The 24,117-nt window shown below is 36.1% G+C and carries 20 protein-coding genes; 15 read left to right on the forward strand and 5 right to left on the reverse strand.

Annotation, left to right across the window (positions count from 1 at the left end):
• On the reverse strand, positions 1-1,350 hold the full coding sequence (locus YQ22_RS03805; RefSeq protein ID WP_071340124.1) for a Na(+)-translocating NADH-quinone reductase subunit A: 1,350 nt from the start codon (positions 1,348-1,350) through the stop codon (positions 1-3).
• A gap of 153 nt (positions 1,351-1,503) precedes the next feature.
• Here YQ22_RS03805 and YQ22_RS03810 point away from each other — a divergent pair, with 153 nt between their 5' ends.
• From YQ22_RS03810 to YQ22_RS03830, 5 genes are all read left to right on the forward strand, one after another.
• Positions 1,504-2,745 carry a type IX secretion system plug protein gene (locus YQ22_RS03810; protein WP_071340125.1) on the forward strand — a complete coding sequence of 414 codons (1,242 nt, stop codon included), beginning with the start codon at positions 1,504-1,506 and terminating at the stop codon, positions 2,743-2,745.
• Between the two features lie 26 nt (positions 2,746-2,771).
• Positions 2,772-3,896 carry a DUF3667 domain-containing protein gene (locus YQ22_RS03815; RefSeq protein WP_071340126.1) on the forward strand — a complete coding sequence of 375 codons (1,125 nt, stop codon included), beginning with the start codon at positions 2,772-2,774 and terminating at the stop codon, positions 3,894-3,896.
• 5 nt (positions 3,897-3,901) lie between these two features.
• The gene (gene apaG / locus YQ22_RS03820) at positions 3,902-4,288 is read left to right on the forward strand and encodes a Co2+/Mg2+ efflux protein ApaG (RefSeq protein WP_058106077.1); all 387 of its coding nucleotides are present in this window, start codon (positions 3,902-3,904) and stop codon (positions 4,286-4,288) included.
• Positions 4,289-4,369: 81 nt separating this feature from the next.
• Positions 4,370-5,998, forward strand: coding sequence for an L-glutamate gamma-semialdehyde dehydrogenase (gene pruA, locus YQ22_RS03825; RefSeq protein ID WP_071340127.1), 1,629 nt, complete (start codon positions 4,370-4,372; stop codon positions 5,996-5,998).
• Positions 5,999-6,112: 114 nt separating this feature from the next.
• On the forward strand, positions 6,113-6,622 hold the full coding sequence (locus tag YQ22_RS03830) for a DinB family protein (protein ID WP_071340128.1): 510 nt from the start codon (positions 6,113-6,115) through the stop codon (positions 6,620-6,622).
• 299 nt (positions 6,623-6,921) lie between these two features.
• Here the strand turns inward: YQ22_RS03830 and rsmG are convergent, their stop codons facing one another.
• Complete coding sequence (gene rsmG, locus YQ22_RS03835; RefSeq protein WP_071340129.1) at positions 6,922-7,557, reverse strand: 16S rRNA (guanine(527)-N(7))-methyltransferase RsmG; 636 nt, start codon at positions 7,555-7,557, stop codon at positions 6,922-6,924.
• Between the two features lie 120 nt (positions 7,558-7,677).
• Here rsmG and YQ22_RS03840 point away from each other — a divergent pair, with 120 nt between their 5' ends.
• Complete coding sequence (locus tag YQ22_RS03840; RefSeq protein WP_058106052.1) at positions 7,678-8,778, forward strand: fatty acid desaturase family protein; 1,101 nt, start codon at positions 7,678-7,680, stop codon at positions 8,776-8,778.
• A 15-nt stretch (positions 8,779-8,793) separates the two neighbouring features.
• Complete coding sequence (locus YQ22_RS03845; protein WP_071340130.1) at positions 8,794-9,984, forward strand: pyridoxal phosphate-dependent aminotransferase; 1,191 nt, start codon at positions 8,794-8,796, stop codon at positions 9,982-9,984.
• Positions 9,985-10,052: 68 nt separating this feature from the next.
• Here the strand turns inward: YQ22_RS03845 and YQ22_RS03850 are convergent, their stop codons facing one another.
• On the reverse strand, positions 10,053-11,546 hold the full coding sequence (locus YQ22_RS03850) for a TrkH family potassium uptake protein (protein ID WP_071340131.1): 1,494 nt from the start codon (positions 11,544-11,546) through the stop codon (positions 10,053-10,055).
• Position 11,547: 1 nt separating this feature from the next.
• Positions 11,548-12,897: a Trk system potassium transporter TrkA gene (gene trkA / locus YQ22_RS03855; protein WP_058106049.1), complete on the reverse strand. Its 1,350-nt coding sequence runs from the start codon at positions 12,895-12,897 to the stop codon at positions 11,548-11,550.
• A 228-nt stretch (positions 12,898-13,125) separates the two neighbouring features.
• Here trkA and ubiE point away from each other — a divergent pair, with 228 nt between their 5' ends.
• Together ubiE and porT are read left to right on the forward strand one after the other, a co-directional pair.
• Entirely contained in the window at positions 13,126-13,863 is a 738-nt protein-coding gene (gene ubiE / locus YQ22_RS03860) for a bifunctional demethylmenaquinone methyltransferase/2-methoxy-6-polyprenyl-1,4-benzoquinol methylase UbiE (protein WP_058106048.1), read from the forward strand.
• Positions 13,864-13,917: 54 nt separating this feature from the next.
• Entirely contained in the window at positions 13,918-14,640 is a 723-nt protein-coding gene (gene porT / locus YQ22_RS03865) for a type IX secretion/gliding motility protein PorT/SprT (RefSeq protein ID WP_071340132.1), read from the forward strand.
• 40 nt (positions 14,641-14,680) lie between these two features.
• On the opposite strand, the gene YQ22_RS03870 is transcribed toward porT, so the two are convergent.
• The gene (locus YQ22_RS03870) at positions 14,681-15,400 is read right to left on the reverse strand and encodes a TrmH family RNA methyltransferase (RefSeq protein ID WP_071340133.1); all 720 of its coding nucleotides are present in this window, start codon (positions 15,398-15,400) and stop codon (positions 14,681-14,683) included.
• Positions 15,401-15,454: 54 nt separating this feature from the next.
• Here YQ22_RS03870 and tamL point away from each other — a divergent pair, with 54 nt between their 5' ends.
• The 6 genes from tamL to YQ22_RS03900 all read left to right on the forward strand — a co-directional run bounded on the left by tamL (position 15,455) and on the right by YQ22_RS03900 (position 23,958).
• Positions 15,455-18,019 (forward strand): translocation and assembly module lipoprotein TamL, encoded by a 2,565-nt coding sequence (tamL, locus tag YQ22_RS03875; protein ID WP_232231306.1) that lies wholly within the window; start codon positions 15,455-15,457, stop codon positions 18,017-18,019.
• 61 nt (positions 18,020-18,080) lie between these two features.
• Positions 18,081-19,148 (forward strand): class II fructose-bisphosphate aldolase, encoded by a 1,068-nt coding sequence (gene fbaA, locus YQ22_RS03880; protein WP_071340134.1) that lies wholly within the window; start codon positions 18,081-18,083, stop codon positions 19,146-19,148.
• A 29-nt stretch (positions 19,149-19,177) separates the two neighbouring features.
• On the forward strand, positions 19,178-20,053 hold the full coding sequence (accD, locus tag YQ22_RS03885; RefSeq protein WP_058106076.1) for an acetyl-CoA carboxylase, carboxyltransferase subunit beta: 876 nt from the start codon (positions 19,178-19,180) through the stop codon (positions 20,051-20,053).
• Between the two features lie 184 nt (positions 20,054-20,237).
• Positions 20,238-20,507 (forward strand): 30S ribosomal protein S15, encoded by a 270-nt coding sequence (gene rpsO / locus YQ22_RS03890; RefSeq protein WP_058106043.1) that lies wholly within the window; start codon positions 20,238-20,240, stop codon positions 20,505-20,507.
• 211 nt (positions 20,508-20,718) lie between these two features.
• Complete coding sequence (locus YQ22_RS03895; RefSeq protein WP_071340135.1) at positions 20,719-22,935, forward strand: polyribonucleotide nucleotidyltransferase; 2,217 nt, start codon at positions 20,719-20,721, stop codon at positions 22,933-22,935.
• 159 nt (positions 22,936-23,094) lie between these two features.
• A complete protein-coding gene (locus YQ22_RS03900) occupies positions 23,095-23,958 on the forward strand; it encodes a sigma-70 family RNA polymerase sigma factor (RefSeq protein WP_058106041.1) in 864 nt (287 codons plus the stop codon).
• The last annotated feature ends 159 nt before the right edge of the window (positions 23,959-24,117 follow it).

Consider the following 24,117-nt stretch of genomic DNA (forward strand, 5'->3'; position numbering starts at 1 on the left):
TTATCCTATTTCTTTTTGCAATAAATCTAACCCCTCACGAATAATTTTCTGGTGCGGTTGTTTAGAAATACATATAAACTCAGTTAACGAAAAATCTTCAGGAGCCACTTCGTACAAACCTAATTGCTCCATTTCATCCAAATCTTTCACCATACATGCTTTTAAAAGCTGCATTGGAAAAATATCCATTGGAAAAACTTTTTCATATTGCCCCGTTACCACGAAAGCCCTATGCTCCCCGTTAGTATTGGTATTTAAATCATATTTCTTGTTAGGTTGCATCCAAGAGAACGTCAAAGCCCTAGTTGCTGAAACTTTATCAAAAACCGGCTTGTTCCATCCAAAAAACTCATAATCATCCCCTTCCGGAATAACCGATACCGTATTATTATAGTATCCCAAAAAGCCATCTGGCTTACTTTTAGAACCTGTAAGTACATCTCCATTGATTACCCTAAAGTTTTCTTCATTTACACCACTTGCATAAAGAAATGTAGAGATTTCAGAGCCTATCTTTGTTGAATAATATTTTGGTGCTTTCACAGAAGACCCAACAAGGGCTACAACACGCTCCGGATTGTATATTCCCGTAAGCAAGTATTCACCTATAATAATAAGATCTTGTGGAGATACGGTCCAAACCAACTCTCCTTTATTGATAGGATCAACTCTATTGATCTGAGTACCCACCAACCCTGCAGGATGGGGACCAGATACATTATGCAATTCAACACCCTTCATAGATGATAGTGGTGAAGCACTTGAACCTACCGAAACATGAACTTTACCTGGCGTTAACTTACCAAGTGCAGTTATGGCAGTTTGCAATTCTTTCTCCTTACCCTGTAACACATAATTCAAATCTGCCTGTAACGGAGCACTTGAATAACCGGAAATAAAAATAGCCTTAGGCGTAGTATCCGGATTTGCGATTACATCATAAGGTCTTTGTTTGATAAATGGCCAGCAGCCACTTTTCAACAACGTTGCTTTCAACTCTTCTTTAGATGCATTTTCTACATCTATAGCAGCACCTGAAAGTACCTCTTGTGTTTTATCCGCTAATATCTTTAAGGTCAAAATACGTCTTCTATCCCCTCTTTCAATTTCGATGAGCTCACCACTTACCGGCGAAACAAAAACCATACTCTCTATGTTTTTGTTATAGAACAAAGGCTCGCCCGCTTTCACTTCGGCACCTTGTTTTACCATCATCTTAGGAATAATTCCGTGAAAATCACTTAACTGTATTGCGTAAACATTACTTAAAACAGCTTTTGAAGTAGTCTGTTCTGCGGCGCCCACCAGATTAATGTTGAGCCCTTTCTTAATTCGAATGTCTTTTGACATGTGCGTGTAGACCTTTAGGTTATCAAAATTTGAGCAAATTTAAGTACAAAAAGTTCGTTTTCATAATTATTGTCCCATAAATTAGACAATAGAACGAGCTATATTTTTTAGGCATCCTTTTTGTTTACCTTTACTCAAAAAAAACGGGGTACAATGCGCATTTTCTTCCAACACTTTATTTGTCTTTTATTTTTACAGAATTTGATCGCCCAAGTTCAAGTAGAGGTAAATCCGCCCGAAAATATTAAATCAATAGTTTTCAAAGGTCCCACTGAAGATCAATTTCCTGTTATTAAAATTGGAGAACCACTCTATTTGGAATTTGATGACATCCTTGCAAACGAACAAGATTATTATTACAAAATAGTACACTGCGATTACGATTGGACACCCTCTTCCCTTCTTAAGTCTCAATTCTTAGACGGAGTTGACAACCAGCGCATCACAGATTACGAGAATAGCTATAGCACCTTACAATCATACTCCAACTACCAATTAACCATACCCAATGACAATGTACGCTTAAAGGTTAGCGGCAACTATCTTTTAGAAGTATATAACAGTTATAACGAAATACAGTTTTCAAGAAGGTTTGTTGTCTATAAAGATGTGGTAACCGTTGGTACCGAAATAAAACGATCACGGGACTTTAACTTTATCAACGAAAAACAAGTAGTTCAATTCAGTATAAATTCTGGATCCACCAGATTGATCAACCCCAAAAAAGAAGTAAAAGTTGCTATATTACAGAATCACTATTGGCCCACTATGATCACCAACATAGCCCCACAATACACCTTAGGAAGCGAGCTAGTATATAAATACGACCAAGAAACGGCTTTTTATGGCGGCAATGAATTTTTACTTTTTGATACTAGCGACCTTAGAGCTCCAAGTTCCCAGATCTCAAGTATTGACCTTACCGATTTGTACAACCACTATCTTTTCTCCGACGATTTTAGAAATGACAAACCCTACACTTACTTTCCGGATATCAATGGAGATTTTGTTGTTAGAACATTACAAGGTGATAACGCCTCTAGAGAAGCTGAATACACAAACGTCCATTTTAGTCTACCCTATACAGAGTTCATTGCCTTAGACGATGTTTATGTTTTTGGAAAATTCAATAACTACGCCCTAACAGAAGAAAATAAAATGGTCTACAATGAAAAGAACGGAATGCTAGAGGCCACTTTAAAGATGAAACAAGGCTTTTACAACTACAAGTACGCTATAAAGAGTGACGATAAAATAAAACTAAACGAAGTTGGCGGTAATTTTCATTTTACCGAGAACACCTATTTGGTATTGGTATATTATAGAAATTTTGGAGATATGTACGATAGTATTATAGGTATAGGCTCTGCCAATTCTAGAAATATCACGAACTAACTGTATATTTACGTTTTTCATCATTTATGGAAAACAAACCAACCACCCAACCAAAAGGCAGATACGAATTAAAATACAGAGGTGTTGACTGCCTAAATTGCGGACACCCGTTAGAATTAAGTGACAAGTATTGCCCAAATTGTTCTCAGGCCAACAGCACTAAAAGGCTAACCATATTAGATTTTTTCGAAGAATTTCTAGCCAATTACGTATCGTACGACTCTAAGTTATGGCGAACCTTGGCAGCCCTTTTATTAAGACCTGGCAAAATCACTAAAGAATATATTTCAGGCAGGCGATTGTCTTACACAAACCCTTTTAGGTTTTTACTAAGCCTGTCTATCATCTACTTTTTAATATTAAGCATTAATAGTGAATTTGAATCTTTCAATAAATTCGGTTCTGCCAACAAACGCCCCTTTATAGATTTAAATACGGAATTCAACAATTTGGAATTCGAAAATGAAGCGGAGAGAAAAATTGCACTGGCACAAATAGATTCATTAAAACTAAACAAGTACTTAAAAAATACCATAGACAAAAAAGACTCTATGGTTCTGGCAAATCCGAAATCTTATTTTAATCAAATAGACACCAACGGTTTATCGGATAGATTTTTTAAAAAAATTGATTTTTTCAATACAACGATCAAACATGATACCATTTACTATTTTGATGAGAGTACAGAAAAGTTTGGTATACCCAGCACTAGGGAAAACAAAATGGCCTTTAACCTTGCCAATAGTTTGGTGGAAATAGAAAAACGGCCAGGAACATTTTTAAATACCTTATTTTCCAAACTTCCATTTACAACATTTTTCTTTCTTCCGTTCTTCTCTTTCTTCATTTGGTTGGTCTATATCAGAAAAAAATACACTTATACCGATCATTTAATCTTTAGCTTTCACAATCAGTCATTATTATTTATCTTGCTCATTGTTAGCAATTTGCTCAATGCAGTGTTCAATTTTAGTAGTGAAGGATTATTTATTTTAATTTTCGCTTTCTACCTTTACAAAGCAATGCGCAATTTCTATCAGCAAGGAAGAGTTAAAACGGTTATAAAGTATTTTTTCCTAAACACGATATTTTTTATCTTAGGCATAATAGCTATAACCATATTAATAGCACAAAGCGTATTTACATATTAAATATGATGATAACACAAGTTACTAAAGGCATAAAGATATCGGTACAAACAACTTTTGAAGGCACGTTCTTTAAAAACTACAAAATGCATTATGCTTTTGGGTACACCATTACTATTGAAAACCAAAGTAAAGATGCTGTACAGTTAACTTCTCGTCATTGGAAAATATATGATTCCTTAAATGATATGGAAACTTTGGACGGCGAAGGTGTTATCGGCAAAAAACCTGTTATTCAACCAGGAGAATCGCACACTTACAATTCTGGATGTTTACTGACCTCACCTATTGGCGCCATGAAAGGCCATTACAATATGGTAATTATGAGCAACGCCCAAAAATTTAGGGTTTACATACCTACTTTTAAATTTAGTGCTCCTTTTGCTCTCAATTAAACCCTTTTAATCTTTTATTAGTTTTTAGTCCTATCCCCTTTTAGTACCTTTGGTCAACTTTTTAATTTAAAAAATTTGACAATGGGTAAAGGATTTTTTCAAGTTCCTACAGCTATTAATGAACCTATTAAAAGCTACGCTCCTGAATCACCAGAAAGAGAAGCGGTTTTAGAACAATACAAAACATATTTTAACGGTCAAGTCGATGTACCTATGTACATTGGCTCAGAAGAAGTACGTACAGGTAACACCAAACCGATGTCCCCTCCGCACGACCATAAACATATAGTTGGCACTTACCATACTGCAGATAAAAAGAACATACAGGATGCTATAGACAACTGTCTTGAATCAAGGAACGCTTGGGCCAACCTAACTTGGGAACAAAGAGCTGCCATATTCTTGAAAGCTGCTGAACTAATTGCAGGACCGTACCGCGCAAAAATTAATGCGGCTACAATGATCGCACAATCAAAGAACATTCATCAAGCAGAAATTGATGCGGCGTGTGAATTAATTGACTTTTTGCGTTTCAATGTTGAGTACATGTCTCAAATTTACGAAGAGCAGCCAGATTCTGCCGAAGGTATTTGGAACAGAGTAGAATACAGACCATTAGAAGGTTTCATATACGCCATTACCCCATTTAATTTTACTGCTATTGCGGGTAACCTACCGGCTAGTGCAGCTATGATGGGCAATGTGGTTGTTTGGAAACCAAGTGACAGCCAAATTTTCTCGGCAAAAGTTATTGTAGACATATTTAAAGAAGCTGGATTACCTGACGGAGTGATCAATGTAGTTTACGGTGACCCAGTTATGATAACCGACACTGTTTTGTCCAGCCCAGATTTTGCAGGATTACACTTTACAGGTTCTACGCATGTTTTCAAAGAGCTATGGAAACAAATAGGTAACAATATCCACACCTATAAAACATACCCTAAAATAGTTGGAGAAACTGGTGGTAAAGATTTTATTCTGGCACACCCAACAGCCAACACCAAACAAGTAGCAACCGCTATTTCCAGAGGTGCATTTGAATTTCAAGGTCAAAAATGTAGCGCAGCGTCAAGAGTGTACTTACCAAAATCCACTTCAAAAGAGATTTTAGAATACGTAAAGGCAGATATAGATTCATTTAACAAACCTGGGTCACCAGAAGATATGAGCAACTTTATTACTGCGGTAATACACGAAGGTTCTTTTGATAAATTGGTGAAATACATCAACCAAGCCAAGGAAGATGAAAATGCGGAAATTTACGCAGGTGGTGGTTTTGATAAATCTAAAGGCTATTTCATAGAGCCAACGGTAATCTTAACGACAAATCCAAAATACACCACTATGGAAACCGAGTTATTTGGTCCTGTGGTAACCGTTTATGTTTATGATGACAAAGATTGGAGCAAAACCCTTCAATTAATCGATCAAACTTCTGAATATGCATTAACAGGTGCTGTTCTTTCTCAAGATAGATACGCTATTGATGAAGCTACCAAAACATTACAAAATTGTGCAGGTAATTTCTACATCAATGACAAGCCAACTGGTGCCGTTGTAGGACAACAACCGTTTGGAGGAGCCAGAGCTTCTGGAACAAATGATAAAGCCGGATCAGCTCAAAACTTATTACGTTGGGTCTCACCTCGATTAATTAAAGAAACCTTCGTTACTCCTGTAGATTACAGATATCCTTTTTTAGGATAAAAAAACAACTAAAAAGGCTGAAATTAATTTCAGCCTTTTTTTTTGTATTTACCTTACCTTTAAAGTAAATTACATAGATTATACATTCTTAACATCAACCTTAACACACTTATTATGAAAAAGTTACTATTCACCTTACTTCTAACCAGCTGTATCTCTTTTGCCCAAGACGGACTAACACAAAGCAGCATTCAAGCAGTTTTAACAGGCAATCAATTACAGGTTGTTCAACTTGCCGAAGCTTTCCCTGAAGAAAAATATGATTGGAGACCGGCAGAAGGTATAAGTTCTGTAGGAGAAGCGCTTTTGCACGTAGCAGGTGCCAATTATTTCCTTGCCTCAAAACTAGGCTTTGCCCCGCCAGAGGATATAGACATCATGGGATTAAGTAAAATTACAGGAAAAGAAAATATTATAGCCGCCCTAAAAATATCTAATGAATTTGTACTTAAAAACATTACGAAAGTAGAAGATGGCACTTTAGACGAAGAAGTTGATTTCGGATTTATGAAGTCAAACAAACTTGGCGGCCTATTGGCAATTATGGAACACAATGGCGAGCACAAAGGGCAATTAATAGCTTATGCAAGAACTAATGGCGTGGTACCACCATGGAGTAAATAAATAATTTTTCAAAGCTTAAAAAAGGTCCATCAAATGAATTTGATGGACCTTTTTTTATTTATTCAACTAAATTAACACCTCACTAACACAATATCAATGTAAATTTAACGTTAATTAATTGTAAACTCAATGTGATTTGCCGAACTTTGTACCTCATTTAAAATCAATTGCTTATGATTATTGACAATTTAAAATTACATATCACATGTATTCAAATACATATTTGGAACAACTTAAAGGAATTTGCACGTAAATACAAAAAGGCATATTATAGCTCTTTTTTGTTGTAACACTTTTAACTACCCTTTATACTTTAAAGGCAGATAGACCATTTTCTTAGTTTCAAAAAAATCTTCTTTGAAGTAATTGGTCAATTCAAAGATTTCTGCATTTCTATACTCCTTTAATTCATCTTGCAGATCCCCGCCCTTTAAATAGAGAATTCCGTTTCTAATATCGTGTTTTGATTCTTTTTTGATTTTACCCTTTACCCAGTGAACAAAAGTAGGCATCGCCGCTACTGCTCTACTTACGATAAAATCAAATCGGTCAGGTATTTCCTCTACCCTTGCATTAATGGTCTTTACGTTGGTTAGCTGTAATCCTTCAACTACCTCATTTACTACCTTTATCTTTTTTCCTATTGAATCTACCAAAGTAAACTCAACCTCTGGAAAAAAGATAGCTAATGGTATACCGGGAAAACCACCACCTGTACCCACATCTAAAACAGATGAACCTTCTTTAAACTGAATAAATTTTGAAATTCCCAAAGAATGCAAAACATGTCTTAAATAAAGTTCATCTATATCTTTTCTGGATACCACATTAATTTTTTGGTTCCAGTCTTTATATAGTTCCTCTAGTTTTTCGAATTTTCTTTTTTGATCCTCAGATAAATTGGGAAAATTTTCAAATATGATTTCAGCAGTCATCCGTATATTTGTAAATAGATTTAATTAGTATATTCACTCGTGCAAAGATTTGGCTTTTAATTAAGCTTTCAAACTATTATAGATTCAATTACATTATATTAAGTAAAAGATTACCGAATTATGGAACAAAATACCATTCGTTTCCCTAGAACTGATTCTGCCAAGTTCTTCAAAACTTTAAACAGCAGAGTTAACGAATACTTTAAAACAAATAAACTTAAAAAAACAGGTAATTGGCGATTACACCTTAAAACGGTAATCATGTTCGCTTTGTTTCTTGCCCCCTATTTTTTGATTTTGACCTTAGGTCTACCCAACTGGGCCAATGTTCTTTTGACCATAGTTATGGGAATAGGTATGGCAGGTGTTGGTATGAACGTAATGCATGACGGTAACCACGGAGCCTATTCTAACAAAAAATGGGTAAATAAATTAATGGGAAGCAGTATTTACATCTTGGCAGGTAATGTTTATAACTGGCAAGTACAACATAATGTACTTCACCATACGTATACGAACATTCATGAACATGATGAGGACATGGAGGCTGGTAGAATTTTACGTTTTTCCAAACATGCCGAATGGAAGAAACACCACAAGTTTCAACACTTTTATTCTGTATTTCTTTATGGTCTTTTGACTTTCAACTGGGCGATAACCACAGATTTTCAGCAAATGTACCGCTATATGAAGCGTAAATTATCTTACGGAAAACTACCTAGTGCTACCATGAACTGGAGTACACTTATCATTACCAAAATATTGTACATCACCATTTGGATCGTACTACCTATGCTTATTTTAGATATTGCTTGGTGGAAAATATTAATAGGATTCTTTTTAATGCACTACGTTGCAGGTGTAATTCTTAGCGTTGTTTTTCAACTAGCTCATATCGTTGATGATGCGGACACCCCTTTACCCGATGAATCTGGTACCATGAAAAACACTTGGGCCATTCACCAACTGTTTACCACTGTAAATTTCGGAACCAAAAATAGAATAGTAAATTGGTTTACCGGCGGATTGAACCATCAAGTTGAACACCATATATTCCCTAACATTAGCCATGTACATTACACAAAAATTTCAAAAATTGTGAAACAGACGGCACAGGAATTTAATTTACCTTATCACGAGTATAAAACTACAAGAAAAGCTATAATTTCGCACTTTAAACATTTAAAAGAGTTGGGCAAAGAGCCTACTTTACAATACTAGAAATTAAGAGTACCCATGAGCAATCAACTTTCGGACAGAATCAACAGTGTTACACCGTCAGCTACTTTAGAAATGGCTGCTAAAGCCCGTGAACTTAGGGCTGAAGGTAAAGATATTATTGGTCTTAGCTTAGGCGAGCCAGATTTCAATACTCCAGATTACATTAAAGAAGCTGCAATTAAAGCAGTGAACGAAGATTATAATTCCTATACTCCAGTTGATGGATATGTAGACCTTAAAAAAGCTATCATAACCAAATTCAAAAGAGATAACAATTTAAATTATGAGCCTGCTCAAATAGTTGTTTCAACAGGAGCTAAACAATCCTTATACAATGTTGCCCAAGTTATATTGAACGCAGGTGACGAAGTAATTTTACCTTGTCCTTACTGGGTAAGTTACAGCGATATCGTAAAATTAGCAGATGGTGTACCGGTAGAAGTCCCAACTACTTTAGAGAATGATTTTAAAATGACCGCTGAGCAGTTGGAAGCCGCTATTACACCAAAAACCAGAATGTTATGGTATAGTTCTCCTTGTAACCCAAGTGGGTCTATCTATAGTAAAGAAGAATTACGTGCACTAGCGGACGTACTTCAAAAACATCCTCAAATTATAGTGGTCAGCGATGAAATCTATGAGCACATTAACTATGGTGTTACAGCACACGCCTCCATGGCCGAATTTGAAGATATGTATGACCGTACCGTTACGGTAAACGGTGTTGCCAAAGCATTTGCGATGACCGGATGGAGAATTGGATATATTGGTGCTCCTGCATATATTGCACGTGCTACCAACAAATTACAAGGTCAAGTAACCAGTGGTGCAAACTGTATAGCACAACGCGCAGTTATTACAGCTTTAGAAGAATCACCAGAACGAATAAAGTATATGGTTGATGAGTTTAAAGAAAGACGTAAACTCATTTTAAGCCTATTGAATGAAATTAAAGGTTTTAAATGTAATGAACCAGAAGGTGCATTTTATGTATACCCAGATGTTACCGCTTACTTTGGAAAAACCTTGAGAGGCAAGCAAATTAATAATGCATCTGATTTTTCTATGTACATACTAGAAGAAGCAAATGTAGCTACCGTTACGGGAGATGCTTTTGGTAATGGAAACTGTATTCGTATTTCTTATGCGGCGTCAGTAAAAGAAATTAAAGAAGCAATATCAAGAATTAAAGAAGCGCTGAAGTAAACCTCAGCATATATTCATAAAAAAGTCCCTTTTCTTAAGGGACTTTTTTATTTCTACTATTCTTTACCTTAAGTGCTTTTCCAAAAATAAGGAGTCAATAAAATCAGTACGGTAAATAACTCCAACCTACCGGCAAGCATTAAAAATCCGCACCACCATTTTGCAAGATCGGGCAAGCTGTTAAAATTACTTACCGGATTTAAACTTCCTAGAGCAGGACCTACATTACCTAAAGAAGATGCCGCCCCTCCTATGGCTGTTTCAAAATCCAATCCCAAAAAACCTAACACCAAAGCACCAATAATAAACAGTAACATGTACAGCACAAAGAAGCCTATTATATTATAGACAATTTTTTCCTTTACCGTTTTATCATTGTATCGTACAGGGATTATGGCGTTGGTATGTAACGTACGCTTAAATTCCAATACTCCGTTTTTAATTATCAATAAATGCCTCATAACCTTTATACCACCGGCAGTAGAACCCGCAGAACCACCCAAAAAGAACAGTCCAAAGAAAAACACGGTTAAAAAGGGTGTCCATTGCGTAAAATCAGCACTAACAAAACCAGTAGTGGTTATCACAGAGATGATCTGAAACAGTGAATGTCTTAGGGCACTTTCCGCCTTTCCTAACACCATAGGATAACCGGGAGTAAGTTCTGTAATATTTGCCTTGAAATATACCACCAAAGCAACGATTATTGTAAAAACGATGACAAAGCCTGCGTAGTATCTAAACTCTTCATCCTTAATTACTTTTTGTACTTTACCCTTAAAGGCGAAATAGCTTAATACGAAATTACTACCCGCTAAAAACATAAAGAATATGATGATATATTGAATTAAAGGCTGATCGTTCCAATATGCTACACTTGCATTTTTAGTTGAGAATCCACCCGTAGATAACGTTGCCATTGCATGATTGATAGCATCAAAAAAGGACATACCAGCTAACTGCAATAATATGGTCTCTGCCACAGTGTATCCAAAATAAATAAGCCAGAGTCGTTTTGCCGTATCAGTAATTCTAGGGTGCAACTTATCCCCAGTAGGTCCTGGTGCCTCTGCAGAGAATAACTGCATACCACCAATACCCAACAAAGGCAGAATGGCAATTGCCAATACAATGATTCCCATACCACCGATCCAATGGGTTAAACTACGCCAAAAAAGAATTCCTTTGGGCATGGCTTCAATATCATCCATGATTGATGCCCCGGTTGTGGTATAACCTGAAATAGTTTCAAAAAAAGCATTGGTTATCGTCGGTAACGCTCCAGAAAACAGATATGGCAACATCCCGGAAATGGACATTACGATCCACCCAAATGTTACAATGATGTATCCTTCTTTTTGTTTCACCTCTTTTTTATGCCCCCTGGTATAGTACATCATAAAAACACCAACGAACATAGTACAGATAGAAGCAAGTGCAATACTCAAGGTAGCCCCATCTTTATAAAGACCACTAACAACTGCAGCCAAAAGCATAAACCCCCCATTACAAAGTAACAGAAGCCCCATGATATGAAAAATAATTCTTAAATTAAGTCGCATCTTAAAGGAACATTCGTTCTATTTTAGGAATTTCAGATGGTAGACAACAAACCACTACCCTATCTCCTTCCTGTATATTAAAACCACCAAGTGCAATGTGGCCTACCCCATCCCTAACAACACCACCAATGGTAGCCGCCTTAGGAAAATCTAACTCTCTAATAGTAGCACCGGTCACTTTAGAATTTCTTTTTACGATGAATTCTAAAATTTCGGCGTTTAAGTTGTTTAATCGCATTAATGCTACAACTTCACCTTTTCGAATGTGCCTAAATATATTGTTTGCAGCTAAAAGCTTTTTATTGATCAAGGTATCAATACCTATAGAATGTGAGAGCTGAAAATAATCCATGTTCTCCACCAAGGCTATGGTCTTTTTAATATACTTTGATTTTGCCACCAAGCAAGACATAATATTGGTCTCTGAATTGCCGGTTACCGCAATAAAAGCATCCATGGACTCTAAACTTTCTTCATCTAATAGCTCAACATTTCTACCATCACCATTAATTACCAGTGCATTTGGCAATTCATCAGCAAGATCAAAGGCTTTCTCCTTATTCTTTTCTATCAACTTTACATTGAACTTGTTGGCACACAGATCTCTTGCTGTCTTATAACCTACTTTACTACCACCAAGAATCATTACATTCTTGATTTCCGCTTTTTTCTTTCCAGTTAATTTATACAACTCATCTACACCTTCTTTTACCGTAATAAAGTATACTTGGTCTCCTTCCTTAAAAACGGTATCACCACGCGGTATAACCGTATATTGCGTTCCTGTACGTTGCAGGGCTATGGGCATGAAATGTAATTCAGGGAAAATTTTGGCAGCCTCTTTTACCATTTTACCTACAAACGGCGCAGATTTTAGCAAAGAAACCCCTACCATAATCAATTCGCCCTCCTCGAATTCATAGGTATCGTTGAATGCAGATTTATTCAACAACATTTGAATTTCAGTCGCCGCTAATGCTTCGGGTGAAATCAATTCATCTATCCCCAGGTCAGAAAACCTTAAAAGATCCTTATTCTTTATAAACTCGGTATTTGATATTCTGGCAATAGTTCGCTTGCAACCAAGCTGTTTGGCCAACATACAGAGTGTTAAGTTCGTTGTTTCAGAAGAGGTTACCGCAATAACCAAGTCAGAATTTTGCACTTGGGCATCGTTCAACACCGCAATAGAAGTAGCATCACCTTTTAAAACACGAATATCTAAATGGTTATCGGCATAAGCCAGACTCTCTTTTTTAGAATCGATTAAAGTAATATCCTGTGATTCATAGGATAGTAATTTGGCCAAATGAAAGCCTACTTCCCCAGCACCAGCAATTATAATCTTCATTTATCTTATTAGACCGCTAATTATCAAGCATAAAATTTCTCTCTTAAACACCATAAATACTTAAAAGTAGTCTTGAAAACCGTAGCAATTATTATGGGGCAAAATTACATAATTAAATTAGTTTATTCTTTATTTTCAATTCTTTAACCTATCAATGGCCAACCTTGGTGGTTAAAAAGGAGTTAAGCTCCTACTATATTGTATATTTGCCAAAAAAATAGCAATATAATGCCCCAAAAAGTTACGCCATACAAAGATTCTGACTTAGGTAAAAAGGAACAGGTGACCAAAATGTTCGATACCATATCTAAAAATTACGACGGTTTAAACAGAGTAATTTCTTTTGGCATTGACATTAAATGGCGTAAAAAAGTTGTTGAAATTTTAAAAAAGGAACAACCTAACTCGATATTAGATATTGCTACTGGAACAGGAGACTTAGCCATAGCACTTACAAAAACAGGTGCAAAAAAAATTGTGGGCCTAGATATTTCTCCGGGAATGTTGGCGGTTGGTAAAGAAAAAGTAACCGATAAAAATTTGGACAATACTATTGAAATGGTAGTTGGTGACAGTGAAAATCTTGTTTTCGATGCTAATTCTTTTGACGCCGTTACCGTGTCTTTTGGAGTACGTAACTTTGAAACCCTTGAAACGGGTATGGCTGAAATTCTTAGAGTTTTAAAACCTAACGGCACGTTAGTGGTCCTGGAAACATCTGTACCCACCAAGACCCCTTACAAACAAGGTTACAATTTCTACACAAAAAATATTCTTCCATTAATTGGAAAAATCTTCTCAAAAGACGATTCGGCATATGGCTATTTAAGCGAATCTGCTTCCGTTTTTCCACATGGAGAAAACTTCAACAATATTTTGCGCGAAATTGGGTTTATAGATGTAACGAATAAACCTCAAACATTTGGGGTTGCTTCAATTTATGTTGCAAAAAAAGCTAATCTATAATATTAGCTGTCTTTCAATATTTATTTGACGTTTTACAATCGTAAACCAGCATTTATGAAGAAGTGGTTTTTAATACCCTTAACGTTGTTGATAACGAATTTAATGAGCGCTCAATTTAATGAGAGCCCTATATTGAATAAACAGAACGAAGATAAAAAACTCTTAAACTGGGGTTACTTCTTAGGTTTAAATCAGTATGACTTTAAATTTGACTATAAAGAGGAATTAGGATTTGATTCTTCAGGTAAAGACCTAACCACTATCCAAGTTGCAAAGTCCTTTGGATTTAATGTTGGATTGATTGGCGAGTTGCGTATTAATGAATTCTTAGATGTTCGTTTTGAACCAGGGTTGCATTACGGATCTAGACTATTAGGATTCCCCTCTCCATTAATTGATGAAAATGATGCAATTGTAGAAGTTAAATCTACTTACATTAATTTTCCACTACTACTAAAAGTCAGCACTAGAAGATATGGCAACTTTAAACCATTTCTTTTAGGCGGTGTTTCTACCGGACTCAATTTAGGTAGTAACGAAGAAAGTTTGGACGATAACAGTTCTGGAACATTTAGAATGAAAAAATGGGTGTACAACTACGAACTTGGATTTGGAATTGATTTTTACCTAGAATACTTTAAATTCACTCCTTCTATACGAGGTGTCTTTGCTCTAACGGATGAACTAGTGCCCGATCAAGACCCTAACAGCCCTTGGACCGGAAATATTGAATCTCTGAAAACCCGAGGCATTTTCATCAACTTCACTTTTGAATAACAATTAGCAAAAGTTAAATATTTCGAATTAAAAAGCCGGGCTATTTTCTAATCTCGTGTAATAGAATTGCCGTTGCAGAAGCCACATTTAAGCTCTCCGTGGTTTTTTCGCCAAATTGAGGTATTGCCAATCTATCTGTACATAATTCAGCAACGATATTGGACACTCCTTTTCCTTCATTACCCATAATCATGATTCCTTTTTTAGGTAATGTGGTAGTATTTACATTATCGCCGTCCATAAATGTTCCATAAATAGGTAATTCTGTTGACCCTAAAAATGTACTTAACGACCTATATTGAATATTAACCCTTGTTATAGACCCCATGGTTGCCTGCAACACTTTTGGATTATAACAATCCACCGTATCATTTGAACAAACAATATCGTTGATACCAAACCAATCGCAAAGCCTTATAATAGTACCCAAATTTCCTGGATCTTGAACACCATCGAGCACCAAAACCCAATCAGAGGCTATTTTTTCTACTTTTTCAGGAATATAAAATACACCAAGATACCCATTTGGGTTCTTTAAGCTACTCATTTGACTTAGCTCCCTTGCACTCACTTGCGTTACCTCATGACCGCCAATATCCAAATTACTTGGGTCAACAGCGAACAATTTGTATAGTCTCATTTGATATTTCACAACTTCTTCCAAGGTTTTTTTCCCCTCTATTACAAATAGTCCGTGCTCAATTCGGCACTTTTTTTGCTGTAGGCTTTTGATAAGTTTCAATTCACTTTTGACAACCATTCAAATAATGTATTTTTGATTTCTATGAGGATGGCACTTTGCTCCAAAAACATCATGGCTAAATTAAGCTTATTATCCCTACTGGCAATAGTCTTGTTATCCTGTAACTCGCTAAAGAAGGTTGAGGATGATGAACTCTTGGTGATTAAAAACACCATTTATGCTGATTCTATAAAAGTTAACAACGAAGAATTAGAAAGTCTCGTCTATCAAAAACCGAATTCTACTGTTCTAGGATACCCTTTAAGGTTAAATTTATACAACCTTGCCAAAGAAAACCCTGATTCTTCTTACAACGCTTGGTTATACAGAAAAGAGAACAGAAAAAAAAGACTGGATAAACTGCTTTCAGAAAAGCAAGTGGAAAGGCTAGGCGAATCTTTTCTGGTCAAGGGACTAAGTAATTGGCTAAAGGATATTGGTGAAGAACCCACTGTTTTAGATACTACCAAAACAAGATTAAGTCTAGAAAAATTAAGCGCCTACTATCAGAGCAAAGGCTATTTCACCAACAATACCACGTATGTAATTGATAGCGCAAGGTATAAAAAGGCCAAGGTAAATTACCATATTGAATTGGGTGACCCCTATATGATAGATTCTTTAGGTAACAACATCTCATCTAGAGCAATAGATTCATTATATTTTTTAAACGCCGCAAATTCACTGATTAAAGAAGGGCAACAATTTGATCTTTCAAATTTTAACGGAGAACGTGAAAGACTAACAGGCATTTTCAGAAATAATGGTATTAGAAATTTTCAAGAAAGCTCTATAACTTTTGATATTTTAAGAGATACCGCTAGAGCTGCAGACGATCAAAAGATGAACATCACCCTTAATATAGGTGACCTAAAGACAAGAGGTGAAAATGAGGTGACCACTTCTGCTTATAAAGTTGAGAAAATCGATAAAATAAATATCTATACAGACTATCTTTCAACAAACAATCAAGATTCCATTTACACTATAGACTACCAAGACTATACCATTCACTATTCTAAAAATTTTGACATCAAACCTAAAACCTTGGCCAATGCCATTTTTTTCAAAAAGGATAGTATTTATAGAGATGTCGATAAAATTAGAACGTCAAGGCAATTAAACGCACTAAACGTTTTTAAGTACCCAAACATAATATTTGAAGCAGACAGCCTTGGCAACAAAGTAAACACCAACATCTACTTGGCTCCTAAAACAAAATACGCATTGGGAACCAACTTTGAAGTGAGTAGATCCAATTTAAGAAGACTTGGTGTTGGTTTGGGCACCACCCTACTCATTAGAAACATCTTTAAAGGGGCGGAAAATTTGAGTATCTCGGCAAATGGCTCTTATGGTTTATTAAGCAGCAACACCTTTGAGGCAAATTATTTTTCCGAATTTGGCGGAGACATTTCTTTAGATTTCCCTAGAATATGGTTTCCTTTCATTAATACGTCTAGAATTATACCTAATTATACATTACCAAAAACCAGAATTGCTATTGGTACCAATTTTCAAAACAATATTGGTCTGGACAAACAAACCTTCAATACCGTTTTAGGATATAGCTGGACACCAAGTGATTTTGTAAACCACGATGTTGAGCTTTTAAATATTCAATTTGTAAGAAATGTGAACAGTAATAGGTTTTACAATGTTTATACAAATACCTACGAACTATTAGATGAAATTGCAGATTCTTATGAAGACGCTGCGCTATACCCAGAACTGGCAGAATATTTTGAAACAGATGATAGTGATGATGATTTAAATTTGATCATACCTAGTGGTACAAGCGGATTCACCAATGCTATACTAGACGGCACAGTAAGTGCTACAACAGATGATTTTGAAGATGTAAATACCATTGAAGAAAGAAGAATAAGACTCACGGAAAACAATTTAATATTTGCATCTAACTACACTTTTAATAAAACGAATAGAACTGGTGTTCTAGATAACACTTTTTATCAATTTCGTTGGAAAATTGAAGGTGCCGGCAACGTACTGTCTGCATTCTCCACTTTTATCCCGTTCAATAAAAATGACGATGATCAACTTTTGGTTTTTGGTGTTCCCTTCTCGCAATACATAAAAAATGAATTTGAATATGTAAAATATTGGGATTTAAAACGATCTAACGTTTTGGCCGCAAGAGCATTTTTTGGCATCGCTATTCCATACGGCAACTCTGACAACATACCTTTTGTTCGTAGTTATTTTGGCGGTGGTTCTAATGACAACAGAGCTTGGTTCCCATATTCATTAGGACCCGGAAGCACTTCTGCTATCAACGATTTCAACGAAGCCAACCTAAAATTAGCTTTAAATCTTGAATATAGATTTCCTATTGCAGGAGATATTAACGGAGCGATCTTCGCTGATGCAGGTAATATTTGGAATGTGCTAGATAATGTTGAAGATCCAGATGCCACTTTTGACGGTTTAGCATCTTTAAAAGATATTGCCCTTGGTACTGGCATGGGTCTTAGATACGACTTTACCTATTTCCTATTTCGATTAGATTTAGGCTTTAAAACTTATAACCCAGCTGAAATTCAGTCTAAAAGATGGTTTAGAGATTATAATTTTGCCAATGCTGTTTTGCAAATTGGTATCAACTATCCCTTTTAAATATAATTGTTTTATTACTTTTGTTTTTCATTCTTTTTAAGAAACAAACAACAACATAATTATGGCTCACAACATAAAACCGGGAGTTGCAACCGGAGATGAGGTTCAAGAAATCTTCAACTACGCAAAAGAAAAAGGATTTGCACTACCTGCAGTAAACGTAATAGGCTCTGACACTATTAATGGCGTTTTAGAAACTGCAGCTAGCTTAAATGCTCCTGTAATTATACAATTCTCTAATGGCGGAGCTCAGTTCAATGCCGGTAAGGGCCTTTCAAATGATGGACAGCAAGCTGCTATCTTAGGTGCAGTTGCAGGTGCTAAACATGTACACCAATTAGCAGAAGCTTATGGTGCTACGGTAATTTTACATACAGACCATTGTGCTAAAAAATTATTGCCTTGGATAGACGGACTTTTAGATGCAAGTGAAAAACATTTTGCAGAAACCGGTAAATCTTTGTTCAGCTCTCATATGATCGATCTTTCTGAAGAGCCTTTAGAAGAGAACATTGAAATATGTAAAGGTTATTTAGAGCGCATGAGCAAAATGAACATGACCTTAGAGATCGAATTAGGTATTACAGGTGGTGAAGAAGACGGTGTAGATAATTCTGATGTAGATGATTCTAAACTATACACTCAACCAGAAGAAGTAGCGTATGCTTATGAAGAACTTTCTAAAGTAAGCCCTAGATTTACAATTGCCGCTGCTTTTGGTAATGTTCACGGGGTATACAAACCTGGTAACGTAAAATTGACCCCAAAAATTCTTAAGAATTCTCAAGAATATATTTCAGAGAAATACGGAGTTGAACATAACCATATTGATTTCGTATTCCACGGTGGGTCAGGCTCTACTGTTGAAGAAATTAGAGAAGGTATTAGCTACGGAGTAATTAAGATGAACATTGATACCGATTTACAATACGCTTTCTTAGCAGGTGTTCGTGATTATGTTCAGGACAATAAAGATTATTTACAATCTCAAATAGGTAACCCTAAGGGAGCAGATGAACCAAACAAAAAATTCTATGACCCAAGAGTTTGGCTAAGAAAAGGAGAAATATCTTTTATTGAAAGATTGAAAAAAGCATTTGAAGATTTAAATAACGTAAATACGTTATAACAACTTAGGATAACCATAAAATGGATGATATGACGGCTTGGTTTAAAAGAAAAGAAAAAGGTATACAAACCTCTACCGAAGAAAAGAAAGACACACCTAAAGGCTTGTGGTACAAATCGCCCACAGGCAAAATTGTTGAGTCAGACGATCTAGCAAAAAACTTTTATGTAAGCCCAGAAGATGATTATCACGTAAGGATAGGAAGTAAAGAATACTTTGAAATTCTGTTCGATGACAATAAGTTCACTGAACTTGATGAGAAGCTTTCTTCTAAAGACCCTTTAAAATTCGAAGACACCAAAAAATATAGTGAGCGTTTAAAAGCAGCTCAGAAAAAAACAGGGTTGAAAGATGCTGTTAGAACAGGCTTTGGTAAGTCTTATGGTAAAGACATCGTTATTTGCTGTATGGATTTTAAATTTATAGGAGGCTCAATGGGTAGTGTTGTAGGTGAAAAAATTGCCCGTGGTATAGATCACGCCATTAAGAAAAAAGTGCCTTTTATGATGATTTCTAAATCTGGTGGTGCTCGTATGATGGAAGCTGCCCTTTCTTTAATGCAATTGGCAAAGACCTCTGCTAAATTGGCTCAATTATCTGAAGCTGGTTTGCCGTACATTTCTTTATGTACAGATCCTACAACGGGTGGTACAACTGCATCGTACGCTATGCTAGGTGATATCAATATTGCAGAGCCAGGTGCACTTATTGGTTTTGCAGGTCCAAGAATTGTAAAGGATACTACAGGTAAAGATTTACCTGAAGGTTTTCAATCTTCAGAATTTTTATTGGAACACGGCTTCTTAGATTTCATTTCACATAGAAGAGATTTAAAGAAAAAAGTTAATCTTTACATAGATTTAATTCAAAATAACCCGGTAAGAGCAGAAAAAACTTCTGCTTAATATTTTAATGATAAAACATCTTCATTAAGGATATTACGGTCCATCTTAAAGTGCTCGTCCTATCAATTGATTCGGCGAGCATTTTTGATTATAAAATACACTGCACATTTCAATAATAATTGTATATTTGCGCCCTGATTGAAAAACAATCACATACATAAAAATCATTTAAAACAATATTGGAATGTATTTATCAAAAGAAGTAAAAGCCGAAATTTTTAAAAAATACGGCGGTAGCGCAGAAAACACTGGCTCTACAGAAGGACAAATTGCTTTGTTCACACACAGAATCAATCACTTGACCGGTCACTTGAAAAAGAATCACAAAGATTACAACACTGAGCGTTCACTTGTAAAATTGGTGGGTAAAAGAAGAAGTCTTTTAGATTACATGATTAAAAATGACATTGTAAAATACAGAGAGCTTATTAAAGAACTAGGTATTAGAAAATAATTTTTAAAAAGGGGATAGTTAACTATCCCCTTTTTTTTAAGTACTCCATGCCTTAGGAGTTAAAGCCAAGTATTTTGGTAAAGGCGAACAAAAAGCTACACACGGTTTTTCATTGGTCAACACAACAACACAACAACTCCGACCAGAGAAAATTTCAGTCGGAAAGACCATTGTTTAACAAATCTGCATGAGCAGGTTTTAATCGAATTTTATGATTCCAAAAGTATTTAAAGAGGTCATTGACCTTGGGGATGGTAGAGAAATTTCTATCGAAACCGGAAAATTGGCAAAACAGGCACACGGTTCTGTTGTTGTACAATCAGGAAAATGTATGTTATTATGTACAGTTGTTTCCAACTACAAACAAAGTGATGTGGACTTTCTTCCACTAACGGTAGATTACCGTGAAAAATTTGCTGCTGCGGGTCGCTACCCAGGTGGTTTCTTTAAAAGAGAAGCAAGACCAAGTGACGGTGAAGTATTGACCATGCGTTTAGTGGATCGTGTTTTACGTCCATTATTCCCAAAAGATTATCACTCTGAAACTCAGGTGATGATTCAATTAATGTCTCATGACGAAGACGTTATGCCAGATGCTATGGCAGGTTTAGCAGCTTCTGCAGCTATTCAATTATCAGATTTCCCTTTTGAATGCCCAATTTCTGAAGCTAGAGTTGGTCGTGTAAACGGAGAATTCATCATTAACCCAACTAGAGCACAATTAGAGGAGTCTGACATCGATATGATGATTGGAGCATCTGCAGATTCCGTTATGATGGTTGAAGGTGAAATGGATGAGATTTCTGAAGAAGAAATGACCGAAGCAATTAAGTTTGCTCATGAAGCCATTAAAGTACAGTGTGCTGCTCAAGTTAAATTAGCAGAAGCTTTTGGTAAAAAAGAAACACGTGAGTACGAGCCAGAAAGAGAAGATGCTGATTTAGCTCAGAAAATTCACGACATGGCATATGATAAAGTATATGCTGTTGCACAAGCAGGTTCTGCCAAACATGAACGTAGTGCTGCATTTGGTGAAATCAAGGAAGAAATTATCGCTTCTTTTTCTGAAGAAGAGCAAGCAGATTTCGGCGGATTAATTTCTAAATACTACAGCAAAGCTGAAAAAGCTGCTGTTAGAGATTTAACATTGAATGAAGGTTTGCGTTTAGATGGTCGTAAGACAGATGAGATTAGACCTATTTGGTGTGAGGTAAACTATTTACCTTCTACACACGGTTCTTCTATCTTTACTCGTGGAGAAACTCAAGCTTTAGCTACGGTTACCTTAGGTACAAGTAGAGAAGCAAACCAAATAGACATGCCATCTTACGAAGGTGAAGAGCGTTTCTATTTACACTATAACTTCCCTCCTTTTTCAACAGGTGAAGCAAGACCTATTCGTGGAACGTCTCGTAGAGAAGTTGGTCACGGTAACTTGGCTCAACGCGCATTAAAAGGAATGGTTCCTGAAGATTGTCCTTACACAGTACGTGTAGTATCTGAGATTTTAGAATCTAACGGTTCTTCTTCTATGGCTACTGTTTGTGCTGGTACCATGGCAATGATGGATGCCGGTGTTCAATTGAAAAAACCTGTTTCCGGTATTGCAATGGGATTGATTACAGATACTGAATCTGGAAAATATGCTGTTCTTTCCGATATCTTAGGTGATGAAGATCACTTAGGTGATATGGATTTTAAAGTAACCGGTACTGCCGATGGTATTACAGCTTGCCAAATGGATATTAAAGTAAAAGGATTGTCTTATGAAATTCTTGTAAACGCTTTAAAACAAGCTCGTGACGGTCGTTTACACATTTTAGGTAAAATTGCCGAAACTATTGAAACACCAAATGCAGAGGTTAAAGATCACGCACCTACAATGGTTACTAGACGTATACCTAATGAGTTTATTGGAGCATTGATCGGTCCTGGTGGAAAAGTAATTCAAGAATTACAAAAAGAAACCGAGACTACTATCGTTATTAACGAAGACCCTGTTACCGAAGAAGGTATTGTTGAAGTACTAGGTGTTGGTAGCAAAGGTATTGATGCTGTTATGGCAAAAATAGATTCTTTATTATTTAAGCCAGAAGTTGGTAGCGTTTACGAAGTAAAGGTTATTAAAATGTTGGACTTTGGTGCTGTTGTAGAATATACAGATGCTCCTGGTAATGAAGTATTGTTACATGTATCTGAATTGGCATGGGAACGTACAGAAAATGTAACCGATGTGGTGAACATGGGAGACGTATTCGATGTAAAGTACTTTGGTATAGACAAACGTACCCGTAAAGAGAAAGTATCTCGTAAAGCACTTTTACCAAAACCAGAAGGCTTTGTTGAAAGACCACCACGTGATGATAAACGTAGAGACGATCGTCGTGGAAACGATCGTAATCGCGATAGAAAACCCAGAAGAGATTAACTCTTTGTAAGTTTATTCTTAAAGCCTCGACTAATCAGTTGAGGCTTTTTTTGTGCCGTTCAACGGAAAAATGAACTTTTTTTTATTGAATTGTAACATTCGGAAGATTTTTACGTATAAGTATATGCAGTCTATGCAAATTGAACTTAATTTATTTTAATGAGACAGCTTAAGATTACAAAACAGGTCACCAATAGAGAGACCGCATCTTTGGACAAGTACTTACAAGAAATTGGAAAAGTGGACTTGATTACCGCTGATGAAGAAGTAGAGTTGGCACAACGCATCAAGGCAGGCGACCAGATCGCTCTTGAAAAACTTACCAAAGCCAACCTCAGATTCGTGGTATCAGTTGCCAAGCAGTACCAAAACCAAGGACTTACTTTACCGGATTTGATTAACGAGGGAAACCTTGGTCTTATCAAAGCTGCACAGCGTTTTGACGAAACGCGAGGTTTTAAATTTATCTCATACGCCGTATGGTGGATCCGTCAATCTATATTACAAGCTTTGGCAGAACAATCTCGTATCGTTCGTTTGCCATTGAACAAAATTGGTTCTATCAATAAGATCAACAAAACTTTTGCCTTTTTAGAGCAAGCGCATGAAAGAATGCCTTCTCCAGAAGAAATTGCGAAAGAGTTGGATATGACCGTTGATGATGTAAAACAATCATTGAAAAACTCAGGTAGACACGTATCTATGGATGCTCCTCTTATCGATGGTGAAGATTCTAACCTTTATGATGTACTTCGTAGTGGTGAGTCGCCAAACCCAGATAGAGAATTGTTACATGAGTCTTTACGTACAGAAATTGAGCGTGCTTTAGAAACTTTGACTCCTCGTGAGGCAGATGTTATCCGTTTATACTTTGGTCTTGCAGGTCAGCATTCTATGACATTGGAAGAAATTGGCGAAACTTTTGATCTTACAAGAGAAAGAGTTCGTCAAATTAAAGAAAAAGCGATAAGAAGATTAAAGCATACTTCTAGAAGTAAAATATTGAAAACGTATTTGGGTTAAGAATTCAATGCGATAAAGTTATAAAATTACACGTTAATCTTTCCTTAAATTGGCAATATTGGCATATTAGTTGTAATTTTAACGATAACAACAGTTTATCATGACTGTTCGTTTTTTGATTGATGAATAAACTCCGGCTGATTACCGGAGTTTTTTCAT

This window comes from Maribacter sp. 1_2014MBL_MicDiv (assembly GCF_001865655.1).
Lineage (GTDB): Bacteria > Bacteroidota > Bacteroidia > Flavobacteriales > Flavobacteriaceae > Maribacter > Maribacter dokdonensis.

What these genes read in the sequence shown, in the direction of transcription:
- YQ22_RS03805 (WP_071340124.1), bottom strand. Translation starts at nt 1,350, where the DNA reads ATGTCAAAAGACATTCGAATTAAGAAAGGGCTCAACATTAATCTGGTG.
- YQ22_RS03810 (WP_071340125.1), top strand. Translation starts at nt 1,504, where the DNA reads ATGCGCATTTTCTTCCAACACTTTATTTGTCTTTTATTTTTACAGAAT.
- YQ22_RS03815 (WP_071340126.1), top strand. Translation starts at nt 2,772, where the DNA reads ATGGAAAACAAACCAACCACCCAACCAAAAGGCAGATACGAATTAAAA.
- apaG (WP_058106077.1), top strand. Translation starts at nt 3,902, where the DNA reads ATGATAACACAAGTTACTAAAGGCATAAAGATATCGGTACAAACAACT.
- pruA (WP_071340127.1), top strand. Translation starts at nt 4,370, where the DNA reads ATGGGTAAAGGATTTTTTCAAGTTCCTACAGCTATTAATGAACCTATT.
- YQ22_RS03830 (WP_071340128.1), top strand. Translation starts at nt 6,113, where the DNA reads ATGAAAAAGTTACTATTCACCTTACTTCTAACCAGCTGTATCTCTTTT.
- rsmG (WP_071340129.1), bottom strand. Translation starts at nt 7,557, where the DNA reads ATGACTGCTGAAATCATATTTGAAAATTTTCCCAATTTATCTGAGGAT.
- YQ22_RS03840 (WP_058106052.1), top strand. Translation starts at nt 7,678, where the DNA reads ATGGAACAAAATACCATTCGTTTCCCTAGAACTGATTCTGCCAAGTTC.
- YQ22_RS03845 (WP_071340130.1), top strand. Translation starts at nt 8,794, where the DNA reads ATGAGCAATCAACTTTCGGACAGAATCAACAGTGTTACACCGTCAGCT.
- YQ22_RS03850 (WP_071340131.1), bottom strand. Translation starts at nt 11,546, where the DNA reads ATGCGACTTAATTTAAGAATTATTTTTCATATCATGGGGCTTCTGTTA.
- trkA (WP_058106049.1), bottom strand. Translation starts at nt 12,897, where the DNA reads ATGAAGATTATAATTGCTGGTGCTGGGGAAGTAGGCTTTCATTTGGCC.
- ubiE (WP_058106048.1), top strand. Translation starts at nt 13,126, where the DNA reads ATGCCCCAAAAAGTTACGCCATACAAAGATTCTGACTTAGGTAAAAAG.
- porT (WP_071340132.1), top strand. Translation starts at nt 13,918, where the DNA reads ATGAAGAAGTGGTTTTTAATACCCTTAACGTTGTTGATAACGAATTTA.
- YQ22_RS03870 (WP_071340133.1), bottom strand. Translation starts at nt 15,400, where the DNA reads ATGGTTGTCAAAAGTGAATTGAAACTTATCAAAAGCCTACAGCAAAAA.
- tamL (WP_232231306.1), top strand. Translation starts at nt 15,455, where the DNA reads ATGGCTAAATTAAGCTTATTATCCCTACTGGCAATAGTCTTGTTATCC.
- fbaA (WP_071340134.1), top strand. Translation starts at nt 18,081, where the DNA reads ATGGCTCACAACATAAAACCGGGAGTTGCAACCGGAGATGAGGTTCAA.
- accD (WP_058106076.1), top strand. Translation starts at nt 19,178, where the DNA reads ATGACGGCTTGGTTTAAAAGAAAAGAAAAAGGTATACAAACCTCTACC.
- rpsO (WP_058106043.1), top strand. Translation starts at nt 20,238, where the DNA reads ATGTATTTATCAAAAGAAGTAAAAGCCGAAATTTTTAAAAAATACGGC.
- YQ22_RS03895 (WP_071340135.1), top strand. Translation starts at nt 20,719, where the DNA reads ATGATTCCAAAAGTATTTAAAGAGGTCATTGACCTTGGGGATGGTAGA.
- YQ22_RS03900 (WP_058106041.1), top strand. Translation starts at nt 23,095, where the DNA reads ATGAGACAGCTTAAGATTACAAAACAGGTCACCAATAGAGAGACCGCA.